Raw genomic sequence first — 18,196 nt, forward strand, 5'->3', positions numbered from 1 at the left:
CCTTTAATTCTTTAATTGAAAATTTATTAAAGAAAGAAGTATATAATTAATCCAGTTATTATTAGCGCTGTAACTGCAAATAATGAAATCAAGAACTCGCGCGATTCCTTATCATATTTCCACTCCATATATGATTGAAATCCATATAACGTGATAAAAAACAAAAGAGGTACATACCCCATAAATATACGGTTTGGAAACAAAGCACTTATCGCAATAACAACTATATAAGAGAAAATAATAATTCTATTCCCCCATTTATGTGTTTTATTCACATATTGATTATCCCATCCCTTTTGTTTCGGTATGTTTAATCTTCTTCTTGCTATTTTTTCAAAAACGAATATACATAGTACCCATAAAATTAATAGCGTTATTTTGGTAATTGACAGAAAACCCTCTCCTTTTATTTTCTTACTTTTATTTTCTCTGGCTGATCACTCGGATAAGTAGCTTTTCCTTTATTATCAATGTCCCAACTAATAATTGTCGCACTATCGCGTCCGAATTGATGATGAACGTGCTCTAATACATGATGAACACTTTCTTCAAGTTTTATATTATTTCTATTCATATCACTATACAGATTTACAGGAGTTTCATACCGACGTTCCCCGCATTCTAATACTCCATCTGTCACCATTACAATTCGATTCTTTCCATTACGTAATTCACGAATGCCTGTTGAATAACAAGGAACAGGTAAATCAAAAGTATTTACGTTACCAATCCATTCGTAAAAATGACGTTGATTTAGTGCGTATTGTCCTAATTTGTGTAATTCATCATGAAATACATACACTAAACAGTCTCCGATAGATAACCACCATATATAGTTTTCTTTTCTTACACATAGTAAGCAAGCTGTTTCACCTTTAATTCTTTTGCACTTTTCCTTAAATGAAGAAGATTGTAAGATTGTAAGAATATGATTTTCAATAGATCGAAATACTGTATCAATCGATTCATTCATCATTTCTTTTATATTTTCATATTCTTTTTGAATTGTATTTACTACTAAATCAACACTTTCTGCACTATTATGTCCATCTAATATAGCTGCAAATTCCCAATCACCATTTGACCAAACTAACGCACCATCTTCATTCTTTTTTGCTCCGGCACTAATATTCCCACCATATGCACCGAGCACGATATCACCATATTGCTTTACCGAAATTTCGTCTAAACACATTTCTCTACTTCCAATCCATGAATGTTGTCTATTATTTGTTGTATGCATATTCACTCACCATATACTTTCGTATTCTTTCGCATAGTTTTTTGATTTTTTCTGTATCACTATAAGGCGCACCGTTCCATTTCTCTACTTCAGTCAGTGACCAAAACTCTTTTGGTGTATTTGCATAACGCGGTATGATGTGCATATGCATATGTGGTACACCATTCCCTGAAACAAAAGTGTAAATATGTTCGGCACCTTCACTTTCTTTTAGTGCTTTACTTACTCTACTTGATATAAGTCCGAACCTTTTTGCTTCTTCATCTGTTAGCTCAGCAAGACCAGGTACATATCTTTTTATATCTATCATTACATAACCAAGATACGTTTCTTCGCTATCCCAGTGGACATGTCCAACGTAAACGAGTTCATCTTCGTAAATAGCTCCACCTGGAACTGTAATATTTCCTTTATGGTTTTCACAAATGAAGCAGTTTTGTTCTTCTTGATTATTTGTTGGCATATCCATTACCATCCTTTTTATATATAATATCATAAAAAAAGGAAAAATAGGATTTATATTCCGAAAATTCATTCTTTTAACACGACAATTTTGAATTGAATTTACACCTCATTTTTTCTTCAAAACCACAACTCCAATTACAATCCCAATCACAATTCCGATTACTAAATTATTTGTAAAATAACCTTGGACTACACCGATTACAACCCCTATACCGACGCCTATCGCCAAGGCATCATTGCTTTTTTTCTTTTTAGACAAAATAGCATCTCCTCTCATAATTTCTTCCAAAATACTATCTATTTACATGAAGTCACTGTCTCCTAATATATTCGCTATTCCACTTAATAATTTCCAAAAAATGTACTTTATTACTTATACTTTTCCACCACATAATCCTCTTCTTAAGAAGAGATTTTCAAGTCGCTGTTAAACAAACATATCGTTATTCATCGAAGAATTAAATCAATGAAATAAAAAAACAAGTTTTTGCGTCAGCTGACGGTTCTGTTATCGTTCGAATATAATCTATTCAAACAAAAAACACACTTTGTATAATAAAGTGTGTTTTCTTGTTATCTTCTTTTTTGGTGAAATCCTTGTGTAATACGATCTAATATAATCGCAATGACAACAATGGCTAGTCCCGCTTCAAATCCCATCCCGATATTAACTTGTGTCACAGAGCGGTATACATCAACTCCAAGACCTGGAGCTCCTACAAGCGATGCTGTTACTACCATTGATAAAGAGAGCATAATACTTTGGTTCACACCAGCCATGATCGTTCCAGTTGCGAGTGGTAATTGTACTTTAAATAATTTTTGTGATGCGGTTGAGCCAAATGCATTCGCTGCTTCAATTAAATCTTCTGGAACTTGTCTAATTCCTAAATCAGTAAAACGAATTGTCGGTGGCATTGCAAAGATTACTGATGCAATAATCCCGGGTACTACACCTACTCCGAAAAATGTAATCGCGGGAATAAGATATACGAAAGCCGGCATTGTTTGCATAAAATCTAACGTTGGTTTTAAAAATTTTGAGAAACGCTCATTTTGAGATGCTAATATCCCAATTGGAATTCCGACAATAATTGAAATAATAACGGAAGTAAGTACGAGTGATAATGTTTGCATCGTTTGTGCCCAGTAGTTAATATTCAAAATAAATAATAATCCGATGAGTGTAAAAATAACTAAAGATACTTTTCTCGTTGTGTACCAAATGAGGAAACACAAAATAATAATCATCAATATAGCCGGTATTATTGTTAAAAAATTAGTGAGTAAATCAACGAATCCGCCGATAATATAAGAGAATCCTCGGAATAAGCCTTCAAAGTGCTCATATAAACTTGCAACAAATGAGTCGACCCATTCCCCTAAAGGAATACGCGGTATACTATTCATCGTCTTTCACCTCTTCTTCAATATTACCTGCAAGAGCTTGAATGACACTTTCACGTTTAATAATTCCTCTTAGCCTTTTCTTCTCATCAATTACTGGTAACGGATATTTCATCTCCGCCATTTTCGCATAAGTTTCTTCCAGTAAAGTATCTAAATACACGTGCGGAATATCGGTAAGTAATAAATCAGCAATCGGCCATTGCTTTTGTACTGCTTTACTCGCATCATCTGCCGTTAATATTCCTAAAAACTCATATTTTTTGTTAACAACATACACTGTAGAAACGCCGGCATTTCTCATAATTTGAAGTGCTACACGTGGTCCACGGTCAATTAATAACGTCTCTGGTCGTTTTAATATAGATTCCGCCGTTATTACTTTTCCTAAATTCACATCCGCCACGAATTTCTCTACAAATTCATTCGCAGGACTCATCATAATTTCTTCTGGCGTTCCAATTTGGACAACTTCTCCATCTTTCATTAACGCAATTCGATCACCAATTCGAAGGGCTTCATCTAAATCATGCGTAATAAAAATAATTGTTTTTTCCATTTTATCTTGTAATTCTAACAGTTCATCTTGCATTTCTTTTCGAATCAGTGGATCTAATGCACTAAATGACTCATCCATAAGTAAAACATCCGGATTATTCGTAAGCGCTCTCGCAATGCCGACACGCTGTTGCATACCACCACTCAGTTGACTTGGATAATTATCTTTATGATGATCAAGTCCAACTAACTTCAAGGACTCTAACGCTTTTCTCTCTCGTTCCTCTACTGGAACTCCTTGTATTTCCAACCCATATGCAACATTTTGCAAAACGGTACGATGAGGGAATAGAGCGAATTTCTGAAACACCATGCTCATCTTCGTTCTTCTCACTCTTCGCAACTCTTCTTTTCCCATCGTTGCGATATCCTCTCCATCTATGTATATATGCCCCGCTGTTGGTCTAATCAGTTGGTTTAACATACGAACTAATGTCGATTTCCCGCTACCAGACAATCCCATAATAACGAAAATTTCTCCCGTATATACTTCGAACGTCGCCTTTTTTACGCCAACGTTCATTCCTGTCTCTTTCAAAATTTCCGATTTACTTTTTCCCTCTTTTAATAAGGTAAGCGCTCTTTGCGGGTGTTTCCCAAATACTTTTGTTACGTTTTCAACACGTACCTTTGTATTATCCATGTCACTACTCCTTTTCTACCCATCTATTCACATAGTGTTGCGATTTTGCAAAGAAATATTACATAAAAATAACATTTATAAGATTTCTTTAAAATTCTTTTTTCCGTTCATAATAAGAATGCTTACTTATACATTTATTTAAAAAGCAAACGTTTCTTAGGAGGTTTTTAATGAGAAAGAAAATATGGCTCATATGCCTTGCATTATTTATTACTATGATTTTCTCTTCATGTAATGCAACAAATGCAAATTCGAAAGGAAAAATTAAACTAGGTGTAACAAGTTGGAAAGAAAACATTGCAACTGCAAATATGTGGAAGGTACTACTAGAACAAAAAGGCTACAAAGTTGAACTCATGTATTTAGAAAAAGCGGCAATTTGGACTGGTGTTGCTCGCGGTGATGTTGATGCTAATTTAGAAGTATGGCTACCCGTTACGGATAAACCACTAAATGATCGTTATAAAGATGATATTGTCTTAAAATCAAAATGGTATGAAGGAACCGGACTAGGTTTAGTTGTCCCTTCTTATGTGAAAAACATAAACAGCATTGAAGATCTAAATGCACATAAAGATGAACTAGATAATAAAATTGTCGGAATTGAACCTGGCAGCAGTCTTATGAATTTAACGAATAAAGCGATGAAGGAATATGATATAAAGCTAAAACTTGTCCAGTCTTCTGAAGCTGCTTTGATGAGTGAACTAAAAAAAGCATATACGAAAAAGAAACCAATCGCTGTTACGCTTTGGAATCCACATTGGGGTTTTTCAGAATTTGACTTAAAATATTTAAAAGACCCTAAGAAAGTATATGGTGAAAAAGATGACATTTATTACTCCGTTCGTAAAGGTTTCGAAAAAGATCATCCGGATATCATAAAATACTTTGATAAATGGAAAATGAACGATGAACAGCTTGGTACATTAATGGTTGAGTTAAATAAAACGAAAGATTCCGAAGAAGCGGCGCGAAAATGGATTAAAAAGAATCAAGCGTTAGTCGATGAATGGATAAAAGATTAATAAAACAGGCTAGAGAATATACTTTACTCTCTAGCCTGCTTTCTGCTATTTTTTCGTAACAACATCATCTACAATCCCATATGCCTTCGCTTCTTCTGCAGTCATAAAATAATCTCTTTCTGTATCATGTGCTACTCTTTCAATCGGTTGCCCTGTTTTTTCTGCAATCATTTTATTAATATCATGTTTTAACTTTAAAATTCTTTTTGCTGTGATTTCAATTTCCGTTGCTTGCCCTTGTGCACCACCAAGCGGCTGATGAATCATAATTTCACTATTTGGGAGTGCAAACCGTTTTCCTTTTGCACCTGATAATAATAGCAATGCACCAAATGATGCTGCAAAGCCCATGCATAGCGTTTGCACGTCTGGTTTGATTAAATTCATCGTATCCAATATGGCAAAACCTGCTGTCGTTGATCCGCCTGGGCTATTAATGTATAAAAATATATCTTTCTCTGCATCTTCTGCTTCTAAAAATAATAATTGAGCTACGACACTACTCGCTACTTGATCATTTATTTCTGAACCGATAATAACAATACGGTCTTTTAATAACCTTGAGTATATATCATAGGAACGTTCTCCTAATTTCGTTTGCTCTACAACATATGGAATTGCATTCATTTTAAATCCCTCCAATAATTGTTATGCTGCTAAAAGCATACAACTGTAGGAAGAAGGTTGTTTCACATTAAATAATAAGACTGGCTGTTTAGATGGTAACTTAGTAAAATCTATTGTTGGAAGCAGTTTCGTTAATAATTCCGGTCTCTCTTCTCGAATAGACGTTACTACAACTTCCATATCGTCTGTGAATTCAACTATCTCTATCCCTTCTTCACTTACAGTTTTCAACCTATTTCTACTCCGAAACAAAGAAGCTTTTACTGCCCCTTCCGATACGGAACATACTTTAGCAATATCAGCGATACTATATTGAAAAACATCTTTTAATAATAGAATTGCGGATTGCTGTACATTTAATGAAGATAATACTTTCCCTACCATTTCATGCAAATCTGCAATTTTTTCATGTGGTTCTTCAAAAGTAATTTGGTCTCTTATTTTTTCATGAACTGATTTTGACTTTATTTGATCTAACCAACGATTTCTAGCTATTTTATATACGAGCGTCATACAAATATCTTTATTACTATATTTTTGAAGTACTTTACAAACTGTTTCTTGGGCAAGATCTTCGCCATCCCATTTATTTTTCGTTAAAAATGTACAGTATCTTTTCAACTCTCCGTATTGCTCAATTAAAAAAGTTATATTTGAATGATTCATATCGATATGATTTTTCAAAATATGAGTTACTTTTGTGCACAAAATAACCACTCCTTTTCAGCGCTTACTTAATTAACGATTCAACAAATAAAAAAGTTACGGGGCATATAAAAAAATTATGTTTATGTTCAATAATTCGCGGTCATAAATATGTTATGTACAATTTTACGTGAGGAGGAACAAATTTGCCAAAATTAACAATTGAAGGTGCGGGAACTTTTGATGTAAAAGAAGGAACAAAATTAGTATTAGCAATTGAAGATAACGGTGTAAACATACTCCATCGTTGCGGCGGAAAAGCACGTTGCACAACTTGTAGAGTAGAAATTATAGCCGGTGATTTTTGTGAAGCGAGTGCGAATGAAAAAAATGCGATGACAGAAAAAGGAATTGAAGATCATTTACGATTATCTTGTCAAATGCGTGTACATAAGGATATAGTAGTTCGTCCAGTACTTACAGTTGAAAGTTCAGGTCTTGATGCTGGACCACGTCCGGCGGAGTAAAGCGATGGATTTAAAACAGATAGCTGGTGAATATGCTGCAACCTTCGTAAAAGATGGTATGAAGATTGGTCTTGGTACAGGATCAACCGCATACTGGACGATACAAAAATTAGGTCAACGTGTAAAAGAGGGATTATCAATTCAAGCTGTCCCGACATCAAAGGAAACGGAAGCATTGGCACAGCAGCTAAATATTCCGTTGATTTCGTTAAACGACGTACAAAGTCTTGATCTTACAATTGATGGAGCTGATGAAATTGATTCTAATTTACAGCTTATTAAAGGAGGCGGTGGCGCATTACTTCGCGAAAAAATCGTTGCCTCTTCCTCTAAGGAACTACTTATCATTGCTGATGAATCGAAACTCGTAACGCATTTAGGTACTTTCCCATTACCTGTTGAAATTATACCTTTTTCATGGAAACAAACCGAAAGTAAAATTCAATCTTTAGGATGTCAAACAACGTTACGTTTAAAAAATAATGAAATATTTATAACCGATAATAATAATATGATTGTCGATTGTATATTTCCTAATCATATAGCTACTCCTTCCGATTTACACAAAAGATTAAAAATGATTACTGGTGTAGTTGAAACCGGATTGTTTGTTAATATGACTAGTAAGGCGATTATTGGAACAAAAAACGGGATACAGGAATTATAATGAACGCTGACTCTTACAGTCAGCTTTTTTATATTTTCTCGTTATTACGTAACATTATGATATACTATGAAAACAAAAGCACATTACACTAGAAAGGATTGAACAATTTGCACTCCAAACTCATAACAGAACTTACAGATTTAGAAACTGCCTTTCATATTCGAAAAGAAGTATTTGTAAAAGAACAAAATGTCCCACTTGAAGATGAATTCGATATGTTTGATGAAATCGGGGAGAAATGTAAACATATTTTAGTTTATTATAACGAGCTTCCTGTTGGTACAGGTCGCATACGATTTGTTGATGGAACTGGAAAATTAGAACGTATTTGTATTTTAAAAGACTATCGTAAATACGGTTTAGGAAAAGTAATTATTCAAACGTTAGAAGAAATTGCTCGTGAAAAAGAATCTACAAAAGTAAAACTACACGGTCAAACACAGGCTGAAGGATTTTATAAAAAACTAGGTTATCAAACCTCTTCTGATGTATTTATGGAAGATGGCATTCCGCATATACTTATGACGAAAATGTTATCATAATAAAAAAGGCAGTATATGAAACTACTTTACGTATTCATATACTGCCCTTTTTTATTTATAGAAAAATGAATTCTCAAGATGTCCTTTTGCATCAAAGCCCATTATCTCTTAGTTCATACCAAGGTAAAGCTTACACTGTTTTCCATAATGATAAGGCATAAATCCAGTTTGGATCCCCATTTCCTTTATAACTTTGGACTGCTTCATATACTTTTCCCTCGTGTAGAACTTTATCTCCCTTTTCATATGCTTTCTTTGCATCCCATTCTTCATATGAAACGCTTTCAGTTTTTGTAGTAATTATGAATATATCACTCTGTACAGATTCATTTCCAGCTACATCAACAGCTTTCACTACATATTTATAAGTAGTATTAGAGAGTAAATATTTATCCATATAAGAAGTCGTATTGGATGTTGCAATTTTTTCCATTGATCCTTTTGTTTCTCTATAAATATCGTAATGGTCTACACCAATATTATCGTCAGAAGGACTCCACATTAGATCCACACTTGACGCTGTCGTTCCCATACTATGTAATCCTTTTGGTTGTGTTGGTGCTTCTGTATCAGGAGCCTCAACTGTTGTTTTCACTGTAAGCGTTGCACTTTCTTTCGATACATTTCCAGCTGCGTCAATTGCTTTTATAGTATAAGAGTATTCTGTACTTGGTTGTAATTTTTTATCAATAAAATGAGTTCCTGGTACTGTATCAATCATCTCTCCGTTACGGAAGATTTGATACCCTTTTACCCCTACATTATCCGTAGAAGCGGTCCATGCTAGTTCTATACTATTCGCTGTTACTTTTTGTGCCTGAATTCTATTTGGAATGCTTGGAGCTTCTGTGTCTGGTTTTACGTCATTGATGAGATTAACATCAATTACATTATAGAATGCATTTGCTGTATCAGCTACATCCCATACTGCTAAAATTACATGATACCCACTTCTATCAGTAGGTACATTGATTTTGTGAGTTAAATGATTTGAGGCTGCAGAACCATCATGTTGCACAGTTCCAATTGGTTCAAAATCTGCTCTTGTGAGCGCTTTATTTGGATTCCATCCTTTTTTTGTAATATAGTAATGCCATTTGCTCGTTAAGTGAGGCGCTGTATATTTCCACGTAAATGTATTTTCCCCGCCTGTAATTGTATTTTTAAACCAACGATCGGCAGTTTGTTGATCTAAAATACCACCAAACTTACCACCTGCAGAAGCGATTTGACCATCAACTGGGCCAGTTTGCGGGAACCCTTTTGGAGCTTCCAAACTTTGTGGTTCATACATAACACTTCCGCAGTTTACATTTAGTGCACCATAAGTTGGACTACATAAAGCAGATCGGCTGCTCGGCTTTTCAACAAAACCGTGCGCGTATGCGTTTTGAGGAATAAGTGTCGTGCCAATAATTCCAGCTGTTAATGCAACAGCTCCTAGACTTTTTTTGTTCATTTTCATGTTTTGTAGTTGTTTTAAAAATTGATTCTTCATGTTCCTGTCCCCTTCTTGTTATAATTCGTAGTGTAATGTGGGCTTCGATGTAAAAGAATAACAAGAGACAATCTTGTAACGATGTATGTGTGTGTTATGCATACACCGCAGTGAAAATATATTTCATTTCTTGTGAAATATTTCACTTGATGAATATATCATGACATAGAAATCATCAAAGTATGTGCAGAAGTTGTGCAGAAATGATGAAAGCATTAGTAACACGTAAAACTATGGTCCGAATTTGCAAAACAGAATATTTAACATTTCAAAACAACGAATTCTCCGCTTCATATAAAAAAAGAGTGTCTATATCATTTCATATAGACACTCTTCTCATGTATAATTTTCTATTTATTATTGACCTATAAATGTAAAAATCTCATCAGCAGCTTCCTGATAGCCACCAGATTTCAGGAAAGATTCCTTCAAATTCCATGCAACTTCTTTATATGATGGATTATTTAATACAAGTTCTACACTTTCACGTAGTTGTTCTACAGTTAATTCTTTCATAGATAACTTAATCCCAGCTCCTAGATTCTCCACTTGCTTTGCGATTACTGGCTGATCTGCACTTTGCGGAATTACAATGAGTGGAATCCCGTTATATAGCCCTTCATGTGTACTGTTCATTCCACCATGTGTAATAAACAACTTTGTATATGCAAGTAGTTTCGTTTGTGGTACATAGTTTTTCACAATGAAGTTTTTAGGAATTTCACCTAAATCACTTATGTTCGTTTTATTACCAATAGACATTACAATAGTATGCTCGCTATTCTCGAACGCCTTCATACAAAGTTTATAAAAATCAAGCGCTTCATTAAAAACAGTGCCTAGCGAAATGTAAATCGGGCTTTTTTCTTCAATTGAAGTAAAATCAAAGTCTTCATTTTTTACTTGTGCAGGGACGGATGGACCTACAAATTTAAATGTTTCATTAAACATATCTCCAAAAGGCTGGAACTCTTTTATTGTATATACAATAGTAAGTGACGCTGGATTACAGAAAACTTCATATGGTGAGTTTATTTCAACACTATACTTTTCCGCAACCTCCTTAGTTAATCTTTCAAAATCATTATGTATCCTCTCCTGAACTTTCACTGGGATACTTTTAGACAAGTGATCTAACATTTGTTGAAATGATTTTTCATCTTGTGCAAAAGATGTACAGGAATTTATTGCCGGAAGCTTTAAAATTTGAGCAATTATACGGCCACAGCCAAACATCGAATCATGAATCATATAATCAAAATGTTCTCCTTCAATTTGTTCAAGAACACTTGGTATAATAACATCTGCTGTATGTAGAAGGCCATTTATTCTTTCCTGCAAATAATTTCGGCCACCGGAAAGAAATGCTTTTATAAACCTTTGGTCGTCAATTGTTCTTACAATAGCCCCTGTTTTTTCAATACGTTCTCTGAAAGCTTCTATCGAAAAATAAACTACCTCTTCCCCACGCGAAACTAATTCTTCTACAACTTGCAACGTTGGATTTATATGTCCTTCTGATCCAGCATTAATGAATAAAACACGTGCCACTTAAAACACTCCTTACTTTAAATCTTATCTATATTATTTTGCTCTTATAATTTTTCTAAATGGACTTAGCGAGCCTAAATCCAAGGTCATCTATGTAAATTACAACTGGTTTGTTTTTATCTTTGGATAAATTTGATGTATGATTCGTAATCGCATCATATAATTCCATCGTTACAACATACTTTGCAAGAAGAAACGAATTAACTTGGGCTTTCCATTCTTTCTTTATTCGATCATCTCTTAATTCTACTTTTCCTGCTGGAATTTTCACCATATTAGAATCAACTAGCCTAATAAATCTATCCAATTCTATACCCCCAGGTTATTTCTTTTTATAATCTAACCATTTATAGCACTGTACTTCTCTAAAAATAGTCTTACTTCATTTGTAGATTTTAAAATAATAACATCTTTATCCTTACTCAATTGATTTAACTTCTTTAAAATTGTAGGTCGCTTCGTCTTAGGATATTCCCATATCCATTTAAAAAATTGTAAATCAAATCTTTCCTTACATCCCGCGCCCATATCTGGTCTTGTTTTATTCCGATATTGTATAACTCTTTTAAAAGCACGATAAACACATATTGTTCTATGAATATCAAGAAAAATAATTGTATCAGCTGCGTTCATTCTTATGTCCATTGTCCCGCCATAATTCCCATCAATAATCCACTCATCTTCTTTCACTAATTCATTCTGAACCGTTCTTTGCTCTTCTTTCGGTACTCCTTCCCAATTCGGTTTCCAAAATAGTGCATCAAGATGATGTACTTTAATATTTAATTTATTGCCTAACTGCCTTGCTAATGTAGACTTCCCTGAACCACCAGAACCTATTAATATAACTTTTTTCATTTATCGATCCCTTTTCCTTCAAAATATAGGATTTATTATTACAATGAATCTTTGTTACGTTTGCTTTTATTTCAGTAGCTGTGACATCTTTATCTTCAAACCAAAAATTCACAATTTCTAATATATCCTCCATAATAAATACCTCCATTTAAAATCGCTTATTCGTCCTTAATATAAACTCAAAAAGAAATCCTACCCCAACACCAATTGTATAAGCAACTAAATCACTCCACAAAAATCCATAACCTAATACAAGTCCACCTAAAGTCGTTGCACGAATACTATCTATCCATTCAGCATGATACAATTGGCTCACTTCAATCCCGTAGCAAAACATTAAACTAACAAAAGCCAATTTCTTCATTTCTATTTTAGGAAATAAAAATCCAAATCCAATAAAAATCATTAACGCCCATAAAGCATCACCTAAATAATCATTTAATAGAGCCGGCAGCGCAAAAGCAAACTTTCTTGAACTAAGCCCTAAAATAATAACAAGGATTGTAAACATTGCGTATAGTAATCTATTTCGTTTCGTATTCATTTCAAAACTCCTAATTCATCATTTATAACTGCAAAATAGCTAGTAAAATATAATCATTTTACTAGCTATTTATTAACTGCTTTAACAATAAGAAAATGTGGATTTGTATTTAAATAGTAATAAGATTTTTCATTTACTTCTTTCATCTTTTCAACTGGCCTTGGTTCGACCATTTTTTCTAACATAAAATAATTTGTTGTTTCATTAATAATATCTTGAAGTGACCTTCTAAAAAATTCAACTTCAATTGTAATATTAGGTTTAATCCAAGTATCTACTAATAATTGTTTTTCAAAATAATTTTTACAAGTAAACTTTGTAAAGTCCATAAAAGGATGATGAATGGAGTATATAAATTCTCCACCTGGCTTCAGTACTCGACGAAACTCCTGAAATACTTGATTCCAATTTTGTAAGTAATGAAGAGTTAACGAACTTACAATTACATCAAAAGTATTGTCTTCAAATGGCAATATATCTTGCAAGTCATGACAAAGAAACGTTGCTTTATCCCCCATACTTTCCTTTGCAGCTTTTACCATTTCATAACTTACGTCAATTGCAGTAACATTTGCTCCTCTTTCTACAAATTGAGAAGTATACCATCCAGCTGCACATCCGGCATCTAGTATACTCTTCCCTTCTAATTTCTTTGGAACCATCTCCATCATCGCTGGTCTTTCATAATAGCTGTTATATGGATTTGCCACATCTAGATTTTCTTTATATGTACTCGCTAATTTATCATATGTATCTTTGATCGTGTCTTTCAATACATCCACCCCTTATACATATTAATCTAATAACTCTTGCTGCTTTCTCTTTGAAAATGATTGTAGAACTAAATCATACGACCAATCAATCATCTTATTAATTTGCACCTGTTCCACATCTTTATGTATATACACCGTATTCCAATGTTTTTTATTCATATGATAACCCGGAATGATTGTTTCTGGATACTCTTCTCTTAATCTTAGCGCAAGTTCTGGATCACATTTTAATGTTATTGCCGCTTTTTCGCCTTCTTCATGGTTCAATATCGCAAATATTTTATTATTAAGCCTCATACACGTTGCATTCCAACCATCTGGTGAATCTTCTGTCGCTTTTCTTTTCGATAAACAATATTCCCTTGTTGCATTCATTCTAATTCTCCCCTTATTCTTTCACTATTTGATTACGATGCATCACAATTTGTTTCGTCACTTGAAATTGTTTTTGACCATAAAACTTTATAAGCTTCTCTCCACAAAATAAGCTCACAATATCGATATGAGATATTTCTTCAAGTAACATTGTAAGCATCTTCTCTCCAATACCTTTATTCCTTACACTCTCATGCACAACAACATCTTCTAAGTACGCTCGAAAAACACCATCTGAAACAACTCTAGCAAAACCAATTAACTCATTTTCTTTCCATACCCCAATTGCTATACTATTTTTTAACATTTTTTGAATATCGATTTCTTTTCTTTCTGGCCACCAACCGACAGAATCGTAAAGCCTCTTTAATTTTTCTGAACAGATTGGTTTCTCATCTTGTAATTTATATGTATACATTTTCTTTCTCCCATTTAACATGATATAAATTATTATAAATGATTTTATAAATTTATAATATGGATTTTACAATTGCAATATAAACAATTCTCTAATACCTTTCCTATCCCCTCTATTAAGTTAGATTATTTCAAATTAACGAATTTATGGAAATACAAAACAACTAATAAAATATTTACTTATTAAACTTTGAATTACTTGTAATAAATGGTAAAGTTAATAAGGTAAAAAATACATTAAGTGAGGCGATTTTTTGAAAAAGTTTAGTTTATTATTAACAGCATTTGTCATGATTTTAACATTGTTCATTCCAAATCTTACAAGTGCTAAAGCTTTCCCAGATGTCCAATCTAATCATTGGGCAATTAAGGAAATTAACTATTTATCAGATAAAGGTATCATTAATGGTACGCCAGAAGGAACTTTTAAACCGGATGATGATGTAACTCGTGGACAAATGGCCTTAATGCTAGATTTATCATTAAAATTAGAAAAACCATCTAGCTATAATCATATTTTTTCCGATGTAGCCAAAGGTATCTATTACTATGATTCTGTACATAAGTTAGCACATAATAACATTGTACAACGTGAAACAAACTATTTCCCTGACCGTTCATTAACTCGTGCAGAAATGGCAGTAGTTTTAGTTAAAACTTTTAATTTGCAACCTACAGGTGCAGACGTCAATTTCCCTGATGTTCCATCTACTCATTGGGGTTACAATTTTGTCAAAATTTTAGCTCAAAATAATATTACAGCTGGGTTTCCTGATGGTACATTTGGTCCAGACGTAAAAGTAACTCGTGAACAGTTCGCCGCATTTTTAGCTCGTGTATTAGAGCCTAGTTTCCGTCCGGCTCTTCCTAAGCCTAAAGGAGAGTTAGAAGTTCATTATATTGATGTAGGACAAGGTGATGCTACTTTTATTAAATCTCCAAGTGGCGAAACGATCCTTATTGACGGTGGTAACAACGGAAAAGGTAAAGTAGTAGCAAATTATTTAAAAGGATTAGGATTCCAAACTATCGATTATATGATTGCTACTCATCCTGATGCCGATCATGTAGGTGGATTGGATGAAGTACTTTATGCTATGAATGTAAAAAACGTTTACGCACCTAAAGTAAGCCATACGACACAAACGTTTCAAGACTTTTTAACTGCAGTAGCTAACAAAAGGTTAACTATTAAAGAAGCGAAGTCTGGAGTAACTTTACCAATCAATGGTTTAAACTCACAATTTTTAGCTCCTGTTAAAGAATACGGTAACGATCTAAATGAGTGGAGTGCTGTATTAAAAGTAACACATGGCAGCAAATCTTTCTTATTTACTGGTGATGCTGAATCTAAAGGTGAAAAAGATATGGTTGCAACGTATGGTTCCGGCCTAAAATCCGATGTATTAAAACCTGGCCATCACGGAAGTAAGACATCTTCTTCTCAGCCATTTTTAGATGCAGTGAAACCAAGTATCGCTGTAATCAGTGCAGGTGCAGGTAACCGATATGGCCATCCTACTCAGGAAACTTTAGCAAAGTTAAATGCAATGTCTGTTAAAGTATATAGAACTGATTTAAATGGAACTGTAATTATTACTAGTGATGGTTCTAACATTTCTGTAAGAACGGAGAGATAATTATGAAGAGAGGTATTATTGACCGTTTTGAAGGCGAACTAGCAGTTATTGAAGTGAATAACGTAACAATTGATGTACCTAAATCCAAACTCCCTTCCACTGCAAAAGAGGGTGATGTTCTTATAATAGAGGATGATACGTATACAATTGATAAGGATGAAACAGATAAAAGAAGACGTGAAATACAAGATTTAATGAATAAGCTATTTGAATAGTAAAAAGAGCCCTCCAAAACTGGACGGCTCTTTTTTTGCACAAATGATAGCTAGTTTTTTTATTATTTAACTTCATACCATCAACCTTTTCGATTAAGCCAACTTTTCATTGCGTATCACTAGTGGGTTCAGTAACCAATATGCTAAACCATCCGATTGTAAAATGAAGGTAGCGGTCATTTTTAAAGAAGTTAACGCCGCCATAACGTCTGAAGTTGCATAAGGCGAAAAAGCATCACCTTGTTAGCGATGCTTCTAAAAATCCACTTTTTTGTAAAACACGAATACTATAACCTCTTCTCTAAAAAGTGTTGACTATGCCCTTTCGGATGATCTTCAACAACACCATATTCTCGGTAGCCATGCTTTTTATAAAATTCTGGTGCTTGAAAACTAAATGAATCTAATAATATTAATCTACAACCTTTTTCCTTCGCAATATCTTCAATTTTATGTAATAGTTGACTACCATAACCATCATGACGAACTGAATCATCAACCCATAAAAAATCTATATGAAGATGATAAAAATACATCGTACCTGTTACGCCGCCAAAGATTTTCCCAGCCTCATCTTTCAGAACAAAACTTACTTGTTCCATCGGCTGTTTTGCTTCATCTGTTAAAATAGACATGTTATATTGAATGACTTTATTCTTTATATATTCTCCTTCTATGCGAGTACCATTCTCTATGCGTTTCATATATCTCTTCCTTTCAACTTAGTAAGCTACCTCTCATTTTTACTTTTCCTTTTTAACATACTAATAAATACGAAACCACCATAAATAACAAAGCATGAAAAGCCAATTATACCTGGTACAGAAACATAGCCTATTCTTATGTAACTTATAACTGCAAAACAAGCGATAGATAGTAAAATAGATGGCCAAAATAAAAGAGCTGTTTTTTTTCGTCTCTCTTTCTTCTCAGAAACACGTGTACCAAAAAGTAATACAATACAAATGAGGATCGCTGCAAAATAAATAGTATCTAATGACAAATTGTGATTGTATAGTGCGATACCCACTTCAAGAGCAATAATCGTTACAATTAACATAATGATTGTTGATGTCTTTAAGTTTCTTTTCAATTACTCACTCCTAGCATGCTTTCACTATATTCTTTGTATATGTACTTCAAAGCTACCGCAAAAGCTTCATCTACCTCTTTATTTTCAAGTCGATTAGGTAAATCTTTTCCCCCAATAACATAAAGAAACGGAAATTCGTTAAATATTCCTATTATACCAATATTTATTGCAGCTGAAGATAGCCCACCTGTCATATGAGCTAAGTGATATGAATGTATTCCTTCATATTCACCTTGCTGTCTTACCATGCCGCTAATAATTGGTTCCCATAATTCTGCTTCTGATTTATAACCCTGAAAAATATGTACTAAAAGTGAAAGAACTTCATTTAATTCTCCAACATTTTTCTCATCTCTAGCGTCCTCTTGTATATAAATTTTTGAAAAGTACGTTTGGGCATACATTTTCACAGCATCCCATCCACCACAGTACATTACAACTGACTGTGCAACGTAACTATCATGACATGCTATCATCACTTCTACTGCTTTACCAAGTGTTAAAGTCCTTCTTCCTTGTAAATGTGGATACAACTGCGCACTATCTTCATTTGGATTAAATTTAACATGATGAAGTATATCATGCCAATTACATTTATTTTCCTTCACCATCTGCGCTACTACAAATCCTATTGTTACTTTTGCTGCCGATGCTAACGGAATTTTTAATTCACTATTATATGAAGCAACTATGCGATTATTTTTTGTAGAATAAATAGCTATTCCAACATGATCAGATTGTATCTCTTTCATTTTTTGAATGACAGTTTCCATTTCCCAGCCTCTTTTCCAAACGTTATATTATTTTTTAATAATTCAATATATAATATGAAATCCCTTTTTTAGATAAGCATTCTTATGATTACAATAAGAAAAAGGTA

The 18,196-nt window shown here is 33.6% G+C and carries 24 protein-coding genes and 3 pseudogenes; 6 read left to right on the forward strand and 21 right to left on the reverse strand.

Features of this window, described 5'->3' with window-relative positions; all coding sequences use genetic code 11:
* Positions 1 to 26: 26 nt before the first annotated feature.
* The 6 genes from NST14_RS14055 to NST14_RS14080 all read right to left on the reverse strand — a co-directional run bounded on the left by NST14_RS14055 (position 27) and on the right by NST14_RS14080 (position 4,316).
* On the reverse strand, positions 27 to 365 hold the full coding sequence (locus NST14_RS14055; protein ID WP_163258297.1) for a DUF4181 domain-containing protein: 339 nt from the start codon (positions 363 to 365) through the stop codon (positions 27 to 29).
* Positions 366 to 406: 41 nt separating this feature from the next.
* Positions 407 to 1,243 (reverse strand): PP2C family serine/threonine-protein phosphatase, encoded by an 837-nt coding sequence (locus tag NST14_RS14060; protein ID WP_000557569.1) that lies wholly within the window; start codon positions 1,241 to 1,243, stop codon positions 407 to 409.
* Complete coding sequence (locus NST14_RS14065; protein WP_002163623.1) at positions 1,227 to 1,712, reverse strand: HIT family protein; 486 nt, start codon at positions 1,710 to 1,712, stop codon at positions 1,227 to 1,229. Before NST14_RS14065 ends, NST14_RS14060 begins: the two co-directional genes overlap by 17 nt.
* A 102-nt stretch (positions 1,713 to 1,814) precedes the next feature.
* A complete protein-coding gene (locus tag NST14_RS14070) occupies positions 1,815 to 1,985 on the reverse strand; it encodes a hypothetical protein (RefSeq protein ID WP_001992228.1) in 171 nt (56 codons plus the stop codon).
* A gap of 296 nt (positions 1,986 to 2,281) precedes the next feature.
* Complete coding sequence (locus NST14_RS14075; RefSeq protein WP_001084764.1) at positions 2,282 to 3,118, reverse strand: ABC transporter permease; 837 nt, start codon at positions 3,116 to 3,118, stop codon at positions 2,282 to 2,284.
* Complete coding sequence (locus NST14_RS14080) at positions 3,111 to 4,316, reverse strand: quaternary amine ABC transporter ATP-binding protein (RefSeq protein WP_000370624.1); 1,206 nt, start codon at positions 4,314 to 4,316, stop codon at positions 3,111 to 3,113. The genes NST14_RS14075 and NST14_RS14080 overlap by 8 nt, the downstream gene beginning before the upstream one ends.
* 170 nt (positions 4,317 to 4,486) lie before the next feature.
* On the opposite strand from NST14_RS14080, the gene NST14_RS14085 reads away from it, so the two are divergent.
* Complete coding sequence (locus tag NST14_RS14085; RefSeq protein WP_001227647.1) at positions 4,487 to 5,344, forward strand: glycine betaine ABC transporter substrate-binding protein; 858 nt, start codon at positions 4,487 to 4,489, stop codon at positions 5,342 to 5,344.
* A gap of 45 nt (positions 5,345 to 5,389) precedes the next feature.
* Here NST14_RS14085 and clpP read toward each other — a convergent pair whose 3' ends face one another.
* Both clpP and NST14_RS14095 read right to left on the reverse strand, forming a co-directional pair.
* Positions 5,390 to 5,971 (reverse strand): ATP-dependent Clp endopeptidase proteolytic subunit ClpP, encoded by a 582-nt coding sequence (gene clpP / locus NST14_RS14090; protein WP_000991625.1) that lies wholly within the window; start codon positions 5,969 to 5,971, stop codon positions 5,390 to 5,392.
* Between the two features lie 21 nt (positions 5,972 to 5,992).
* Entirely contained in the window at positions 5,993 to 6,679 is a 687-nt protein-coding gene (locus NST14_RS14095) for an RNA polymerase subunit sigma-70 (protein WP_000337494.1), read from the reverse strand.
* 143 nt (positions 6,680 to 6,822) lie between these two features.
* Here NST14_RS14095 and NST14_RS14100 point away from each other — a divergent pair, with 143 nt between their 5' ends.
* The 3 genes from NST14_RS14100 (at position 6,823) to NST14_RS14110 (ending at position 8,352) form a co-directional block, all read left to right on the forward strand.
* Positions 6,823 to 7,143: a 2Fe-2S iron-sulfur cluster-binding protein gene (locus NST14_RS14100; RefSeq protein ID WP_001125380.1), complete on the forward strand. Its 321-nt coding sequence runs from the start codon at positions 6,823 to 6,825 to the stop codon at positions 7,141 to 7,143.
* 4 nt (positions 7,144 to 7,147) lie between these two features.
* Positions 7,148 to 7,810 carry a ribose 5-phosphate isomerase A gene (rpiA, locus tag NST14_RS14105; protein WP_073541730.1) on the forward strand — a complete coding sequence of 221 codons (663 nt, stop codon included), beginning with the start codon at positions 7,148 to 7,150 and terminating at the stop codon, positions 7,808 to 7,810.
* A gap of 107 nt (positions 7,811 to 7,917) precedes the next feature.
* A complete protein-coding gene (locus NST14_RS14110; RefSeq protein ID WP_000555715.1) occupies positions 7,918 to 8,352 on the forward strand; it encodes a GNAT family N-acetyltransferase in 435 nt (144 codons plus the stop codon).
* A 130-nt stretch (positions 8,353 to 8,482) separates the two neighbouring features.
* On the opposite strand, the gene NST14_RS14115 is transcribed toward NST14_RS14110, so the two are convergent.
* From NST14_RS14115 to NST14_RS14155, 9 genes and pseudogenes are all read right to left on the reverse strand, one after another.
* Entirely contained in the window at positions 8,483 to 9,850 is a 1,368-nt protein-coding gene (locus NST14_RS14115; RefSeq protein WP_000795733.1) for a lytic polysaccharide monooxygenase, read from the reverse strand.
* A gap of 357 nt (positions 9,851 to 10,207) precedes the next feature.
* Entirely contained in the window at positions 10,208 to 11,401 is a 1,194-nt protein-coding gene (locus NST14_RS14120) for a macrolide family glycosyltransferase (protein WP_000124899.1), read from the reverse strand.
* Positions 11,402 to 11,501: 100 nt separating this feature from the next.
* A pseudogene (locus tag NST14_RS14125) lies at positions 11,502 to 11,708 on the reverse strand (hypothetical protein); the annotation flags it as partial.
* A 32-nt stretch (positions 11,709 to 11,740) separates the two neighbouring features.
* A complete protein-coding gene (locus NST14_RS14130; RefSeq protein WP_000755804.1) occupies positions 11,741 to 12,259 on the reverse strand; it encodes a DNA topology modulation protein in 519 nt (172 codons plus the stop codon).
* Positions 12,255 to 12,392, reverse strand: a pseudogene (locus NST14_RS14135) (aminoglycoside phosphotransferase); the annotation flags it as partial. The pseudogene NST14_RS14135 and the gene NST14_RS14130, both read right to left, overlap by 5 nt.
* 15 nt (positions 12,393 to 12,407) lie before the next feature.
* A complete protein-coding gene (locus tag NST14_RS14140; RefSeq protein ID WP_001093430.1) occupies positions 12,408 to 12,803 on the reverse strand; it encodes a ribosomal maturation YjgA family protein in 396 nt (131 codons plus the stop codon).
* 65 nt (positions 12,804 to 12,868) lie between these two features.
* Complete coding sequence (locus tag NST14_RS14145) at positions 12,869 to 13,576, reverse strand: class I SAM-dependent methyltransferase (protein ID WP_061184394.1); 708 nt, start codon at positions 13,574 to 13,576, stop codon at positions 12,869 to 12,871.
* A 21-nt stretch (positions 13,577 to 13,597) separates the two neighbouring features.
* Positions 13,598 to 13,951: an MmcQ/YjbR family DNA-binding protein gene (locus NST14_RS14150; protein WP_000994635.1), complete on the reverse strand. Its 354-nt coding sequence runs from the start codon at positions 13,949 to 13,951 to the stop codon at positions 13,598 to 13,600.
* Positions 13,952 to 13,964: 13 nt separating this feature from the next.
* Entirely contained in the window at positions 13,965 to 14,369 is a 405-nt protein-coding gene (locus NST14_RS14155) for a GNAT family N-acetyltransferase (protein ID WP_229142760.1), read from the reverse strand.
* 253 nt (positions 14,370 to 14,622) lie between these two features.
* Here NST14_RS14155 and NST14_RS14160 point away from each other — a divergent pair, with 253 nt between their 5' ends.
* Together NST14_RS14160 and NST14_RS14165 are read left to right on the forward strand one after the other, a co-directional pair.
* Entirely contained in the window at positions 14,623 to 16,008 is a 1,386-nt protein-coding gene (locus NST14_RS14160) for an S-layer homology domain-containing protein (RefSeq protein ID WP_229142761.1), read from the forward strand.
* Between the two features lie 2 nt (positions 16,009 to 16,010).
* Positions 16,011 to 16,223, forward strand: coding sequence for a DUF3006 domain-containing protein (locus NST14_RS14165; RefSeq protein WP_000820164.1), 213 nt, complete (start codon positions 16,011 to 16,013; stop codon positions 16,221 to 16,223).
* Between the two features lie 80 nt (positions 16,224 to 16,303).
* Here the strand turns inward: NST14_RS14165 and NST14_RS14170 are convergent.
* From NST14_RS14170 to NST14_RS14185, 4 genes and pseudogenes are all read right to left on the reverse strand, one after another.
* A pseudogene (locus NST14_RS14170) lies at positions 16,304 to 16,466 on the reverse strand (N-acetylmuramoyl-L-alanine amidase C-terminal domain-containing protein); the annotation flags it as partial.
* 44 nt (positions 16,467 to 16,510) lie between these two features.
* Positions 16,511 to 16,927: a GNAT family N-acetyltransferase gene (locus NST14_RS14175; RefSeq protein WP_044792169.1), complete on the reverse strand. Its 417-nt coding sequence runs from the start codon at positions 16,925 to 16,927 to the stop codon at positions 16,511 to 16,513.
* A gap of 26 nt (positions 16,928 to 16,953) precedes the next feature.
* Positions 16,954 to 17,316, reverse strand: a complete 363-nt coding sequence (locus NST14_RS14180) for a hypothetical protein (RefSeq protein WP_076872152.1) — start codon at positions 17,314 to 17,316, stop codon at positions 16,954 to 16,956.
* Entirely contained in the window at positions 17,313 to 18,089 is a 777-nt protein-coding gene (locus NST14_RS14185) for a serine hydrolase (RefSeq protein ID WP_109629624.1), read from the reverse strand. Before NST14_RS14185 ends, NST14_RS14180 begins: the two co-directional genes overlap by 4 nt.
* Positions 18,090 to 18,196: the final 107 nt, after the last annotated feature.

It is taken from the genome of Bacillus sp. FSL W8-0519 (assembly GCF_038005585.1).
Taxonomy (GTDB): Bacteria; Bacillota; Bacilli; order Bacillales; family Bacillaceae_G; genus Bacillus_A; species Bacillus_A paranthracis.

What these genes read in the sequence shown, in the direction of transcription:
- NST14_RS14150 (WP_000994635.1), bottom strand. Translation starts at nt 13,951, where the DNA reads ATGAATGCAACAAGGGAATATTGTTTATCGAAAAGAAAAGCGACAGAA.
- NST14_RS14165 (WP_000820164.1), top strand. Translation starts at nt 16,011, where the DNA reads ATGAAGAGAGGTATTATTGACCGTTTTGAAGGCGAACTAGCAGTTATT.
- NST14_RS14140 (WP_001093430.1), bottom strand. Translation starts at nt 12,803, where the DNA reads ATGAATACGAAACGAAATAGATTACTATACGCAATGTTTACAATCCTT.
- NST14_RS14175 (WP_044792169.1), bottom strand. Translation starts at nt 16,927, where the DNA reads ATGAAACGCATAGAGAATGGTACTCGCATAGAAGGAGAATATATAAAG.
- NST14_RS14075 (WP_001084764.1), bottom strand. Translation starts at nt 3,118, where the DNA reads ATGAATAGTATACCGCGTATTCCTTTAGGGGAATGGGTCGACTCATTT.
- rpiA (WP_073541730.1), top strand. Translation starts at nt 7,148, where the DNA reads ATGGATTTAAAACAGATAGCTGGTGAATATGCTGCAACCTTCGTAAAA.
- clpP (WP_000991625.1), bottom strand. Translation starts at nt 5,971, where the DNA reads ATGAATGCAATTCCATATGTTGTAGAGCAAACGAAATTAGGAGAACGT.
- NST14_RS14080 (WP_000370624.1), bottom strand. Translation starts at nt 4,316, where the DNA reads ATGGATAATACAAAGGTACGTGTTGAAAACGTAACAAAAGTATTTGGG.
- NST14_RS14065 (WP_002163623.1), bottom strand. Translation starts at nt 1,712, where the DNA reads ATGGATATGCCAACAAATAATCAAGAAGAACAAAACTGCTTCATTTGT.
- NST14_RS14155 (WP_229142760.1), bottom strand. Translation starts at nt 14,369, where the DNA reads ATGTATACATATAAATTACAAGATGAGAAACCAATCTGTTCAGAAAAA.
- NST14_RS14185 (WP_109629624.1), bottom strand. Translation starts at nt 18,089, where the DNA reads ATGGAAACTGTCATTCAAAAAATGAAAGAGATACAATCTGATCATGTT.
- NST14_RS14130 (WP_000755804.1), bottom strand. Translation starts at nt 12,259, where the DNA reads ATGAAAAAAGTTATATTAATAGGTTCTGGTGGTTCAGGGAAGTCTACA.
- NST14_RS14070 (WP_001992228.1), bottom strand. Translation starts at nt 1,985, where the DNA reads ATGAGAGGAGATGCTATTTTGTCTAAAAAGAAAAAAAGCAATGATGCC.
- NST14_RS14115 (WP_000795733.1), bottom strand. Translation starts at nt 9,850, where the DNA reads ATGAAGAATCAATTTTTAAAACAACTACAAAACATGAAAATGAACAAA.
- NST14_RS14085 (WP_001227647.1), top strand. Translation starts at nt 4,487, where the DNA reads ATGAGAAAGAAAATATGGCTCATATGCCTTGCATTATTTATTACTATG.
- NST14_RS14060 (WP_000557569.1), bottom strand. Translation starts at nt 1,243, where the DNA reads ATGCATACAACAAATAATAGACAACATTCATGGATTGGAAGTAGAGAA.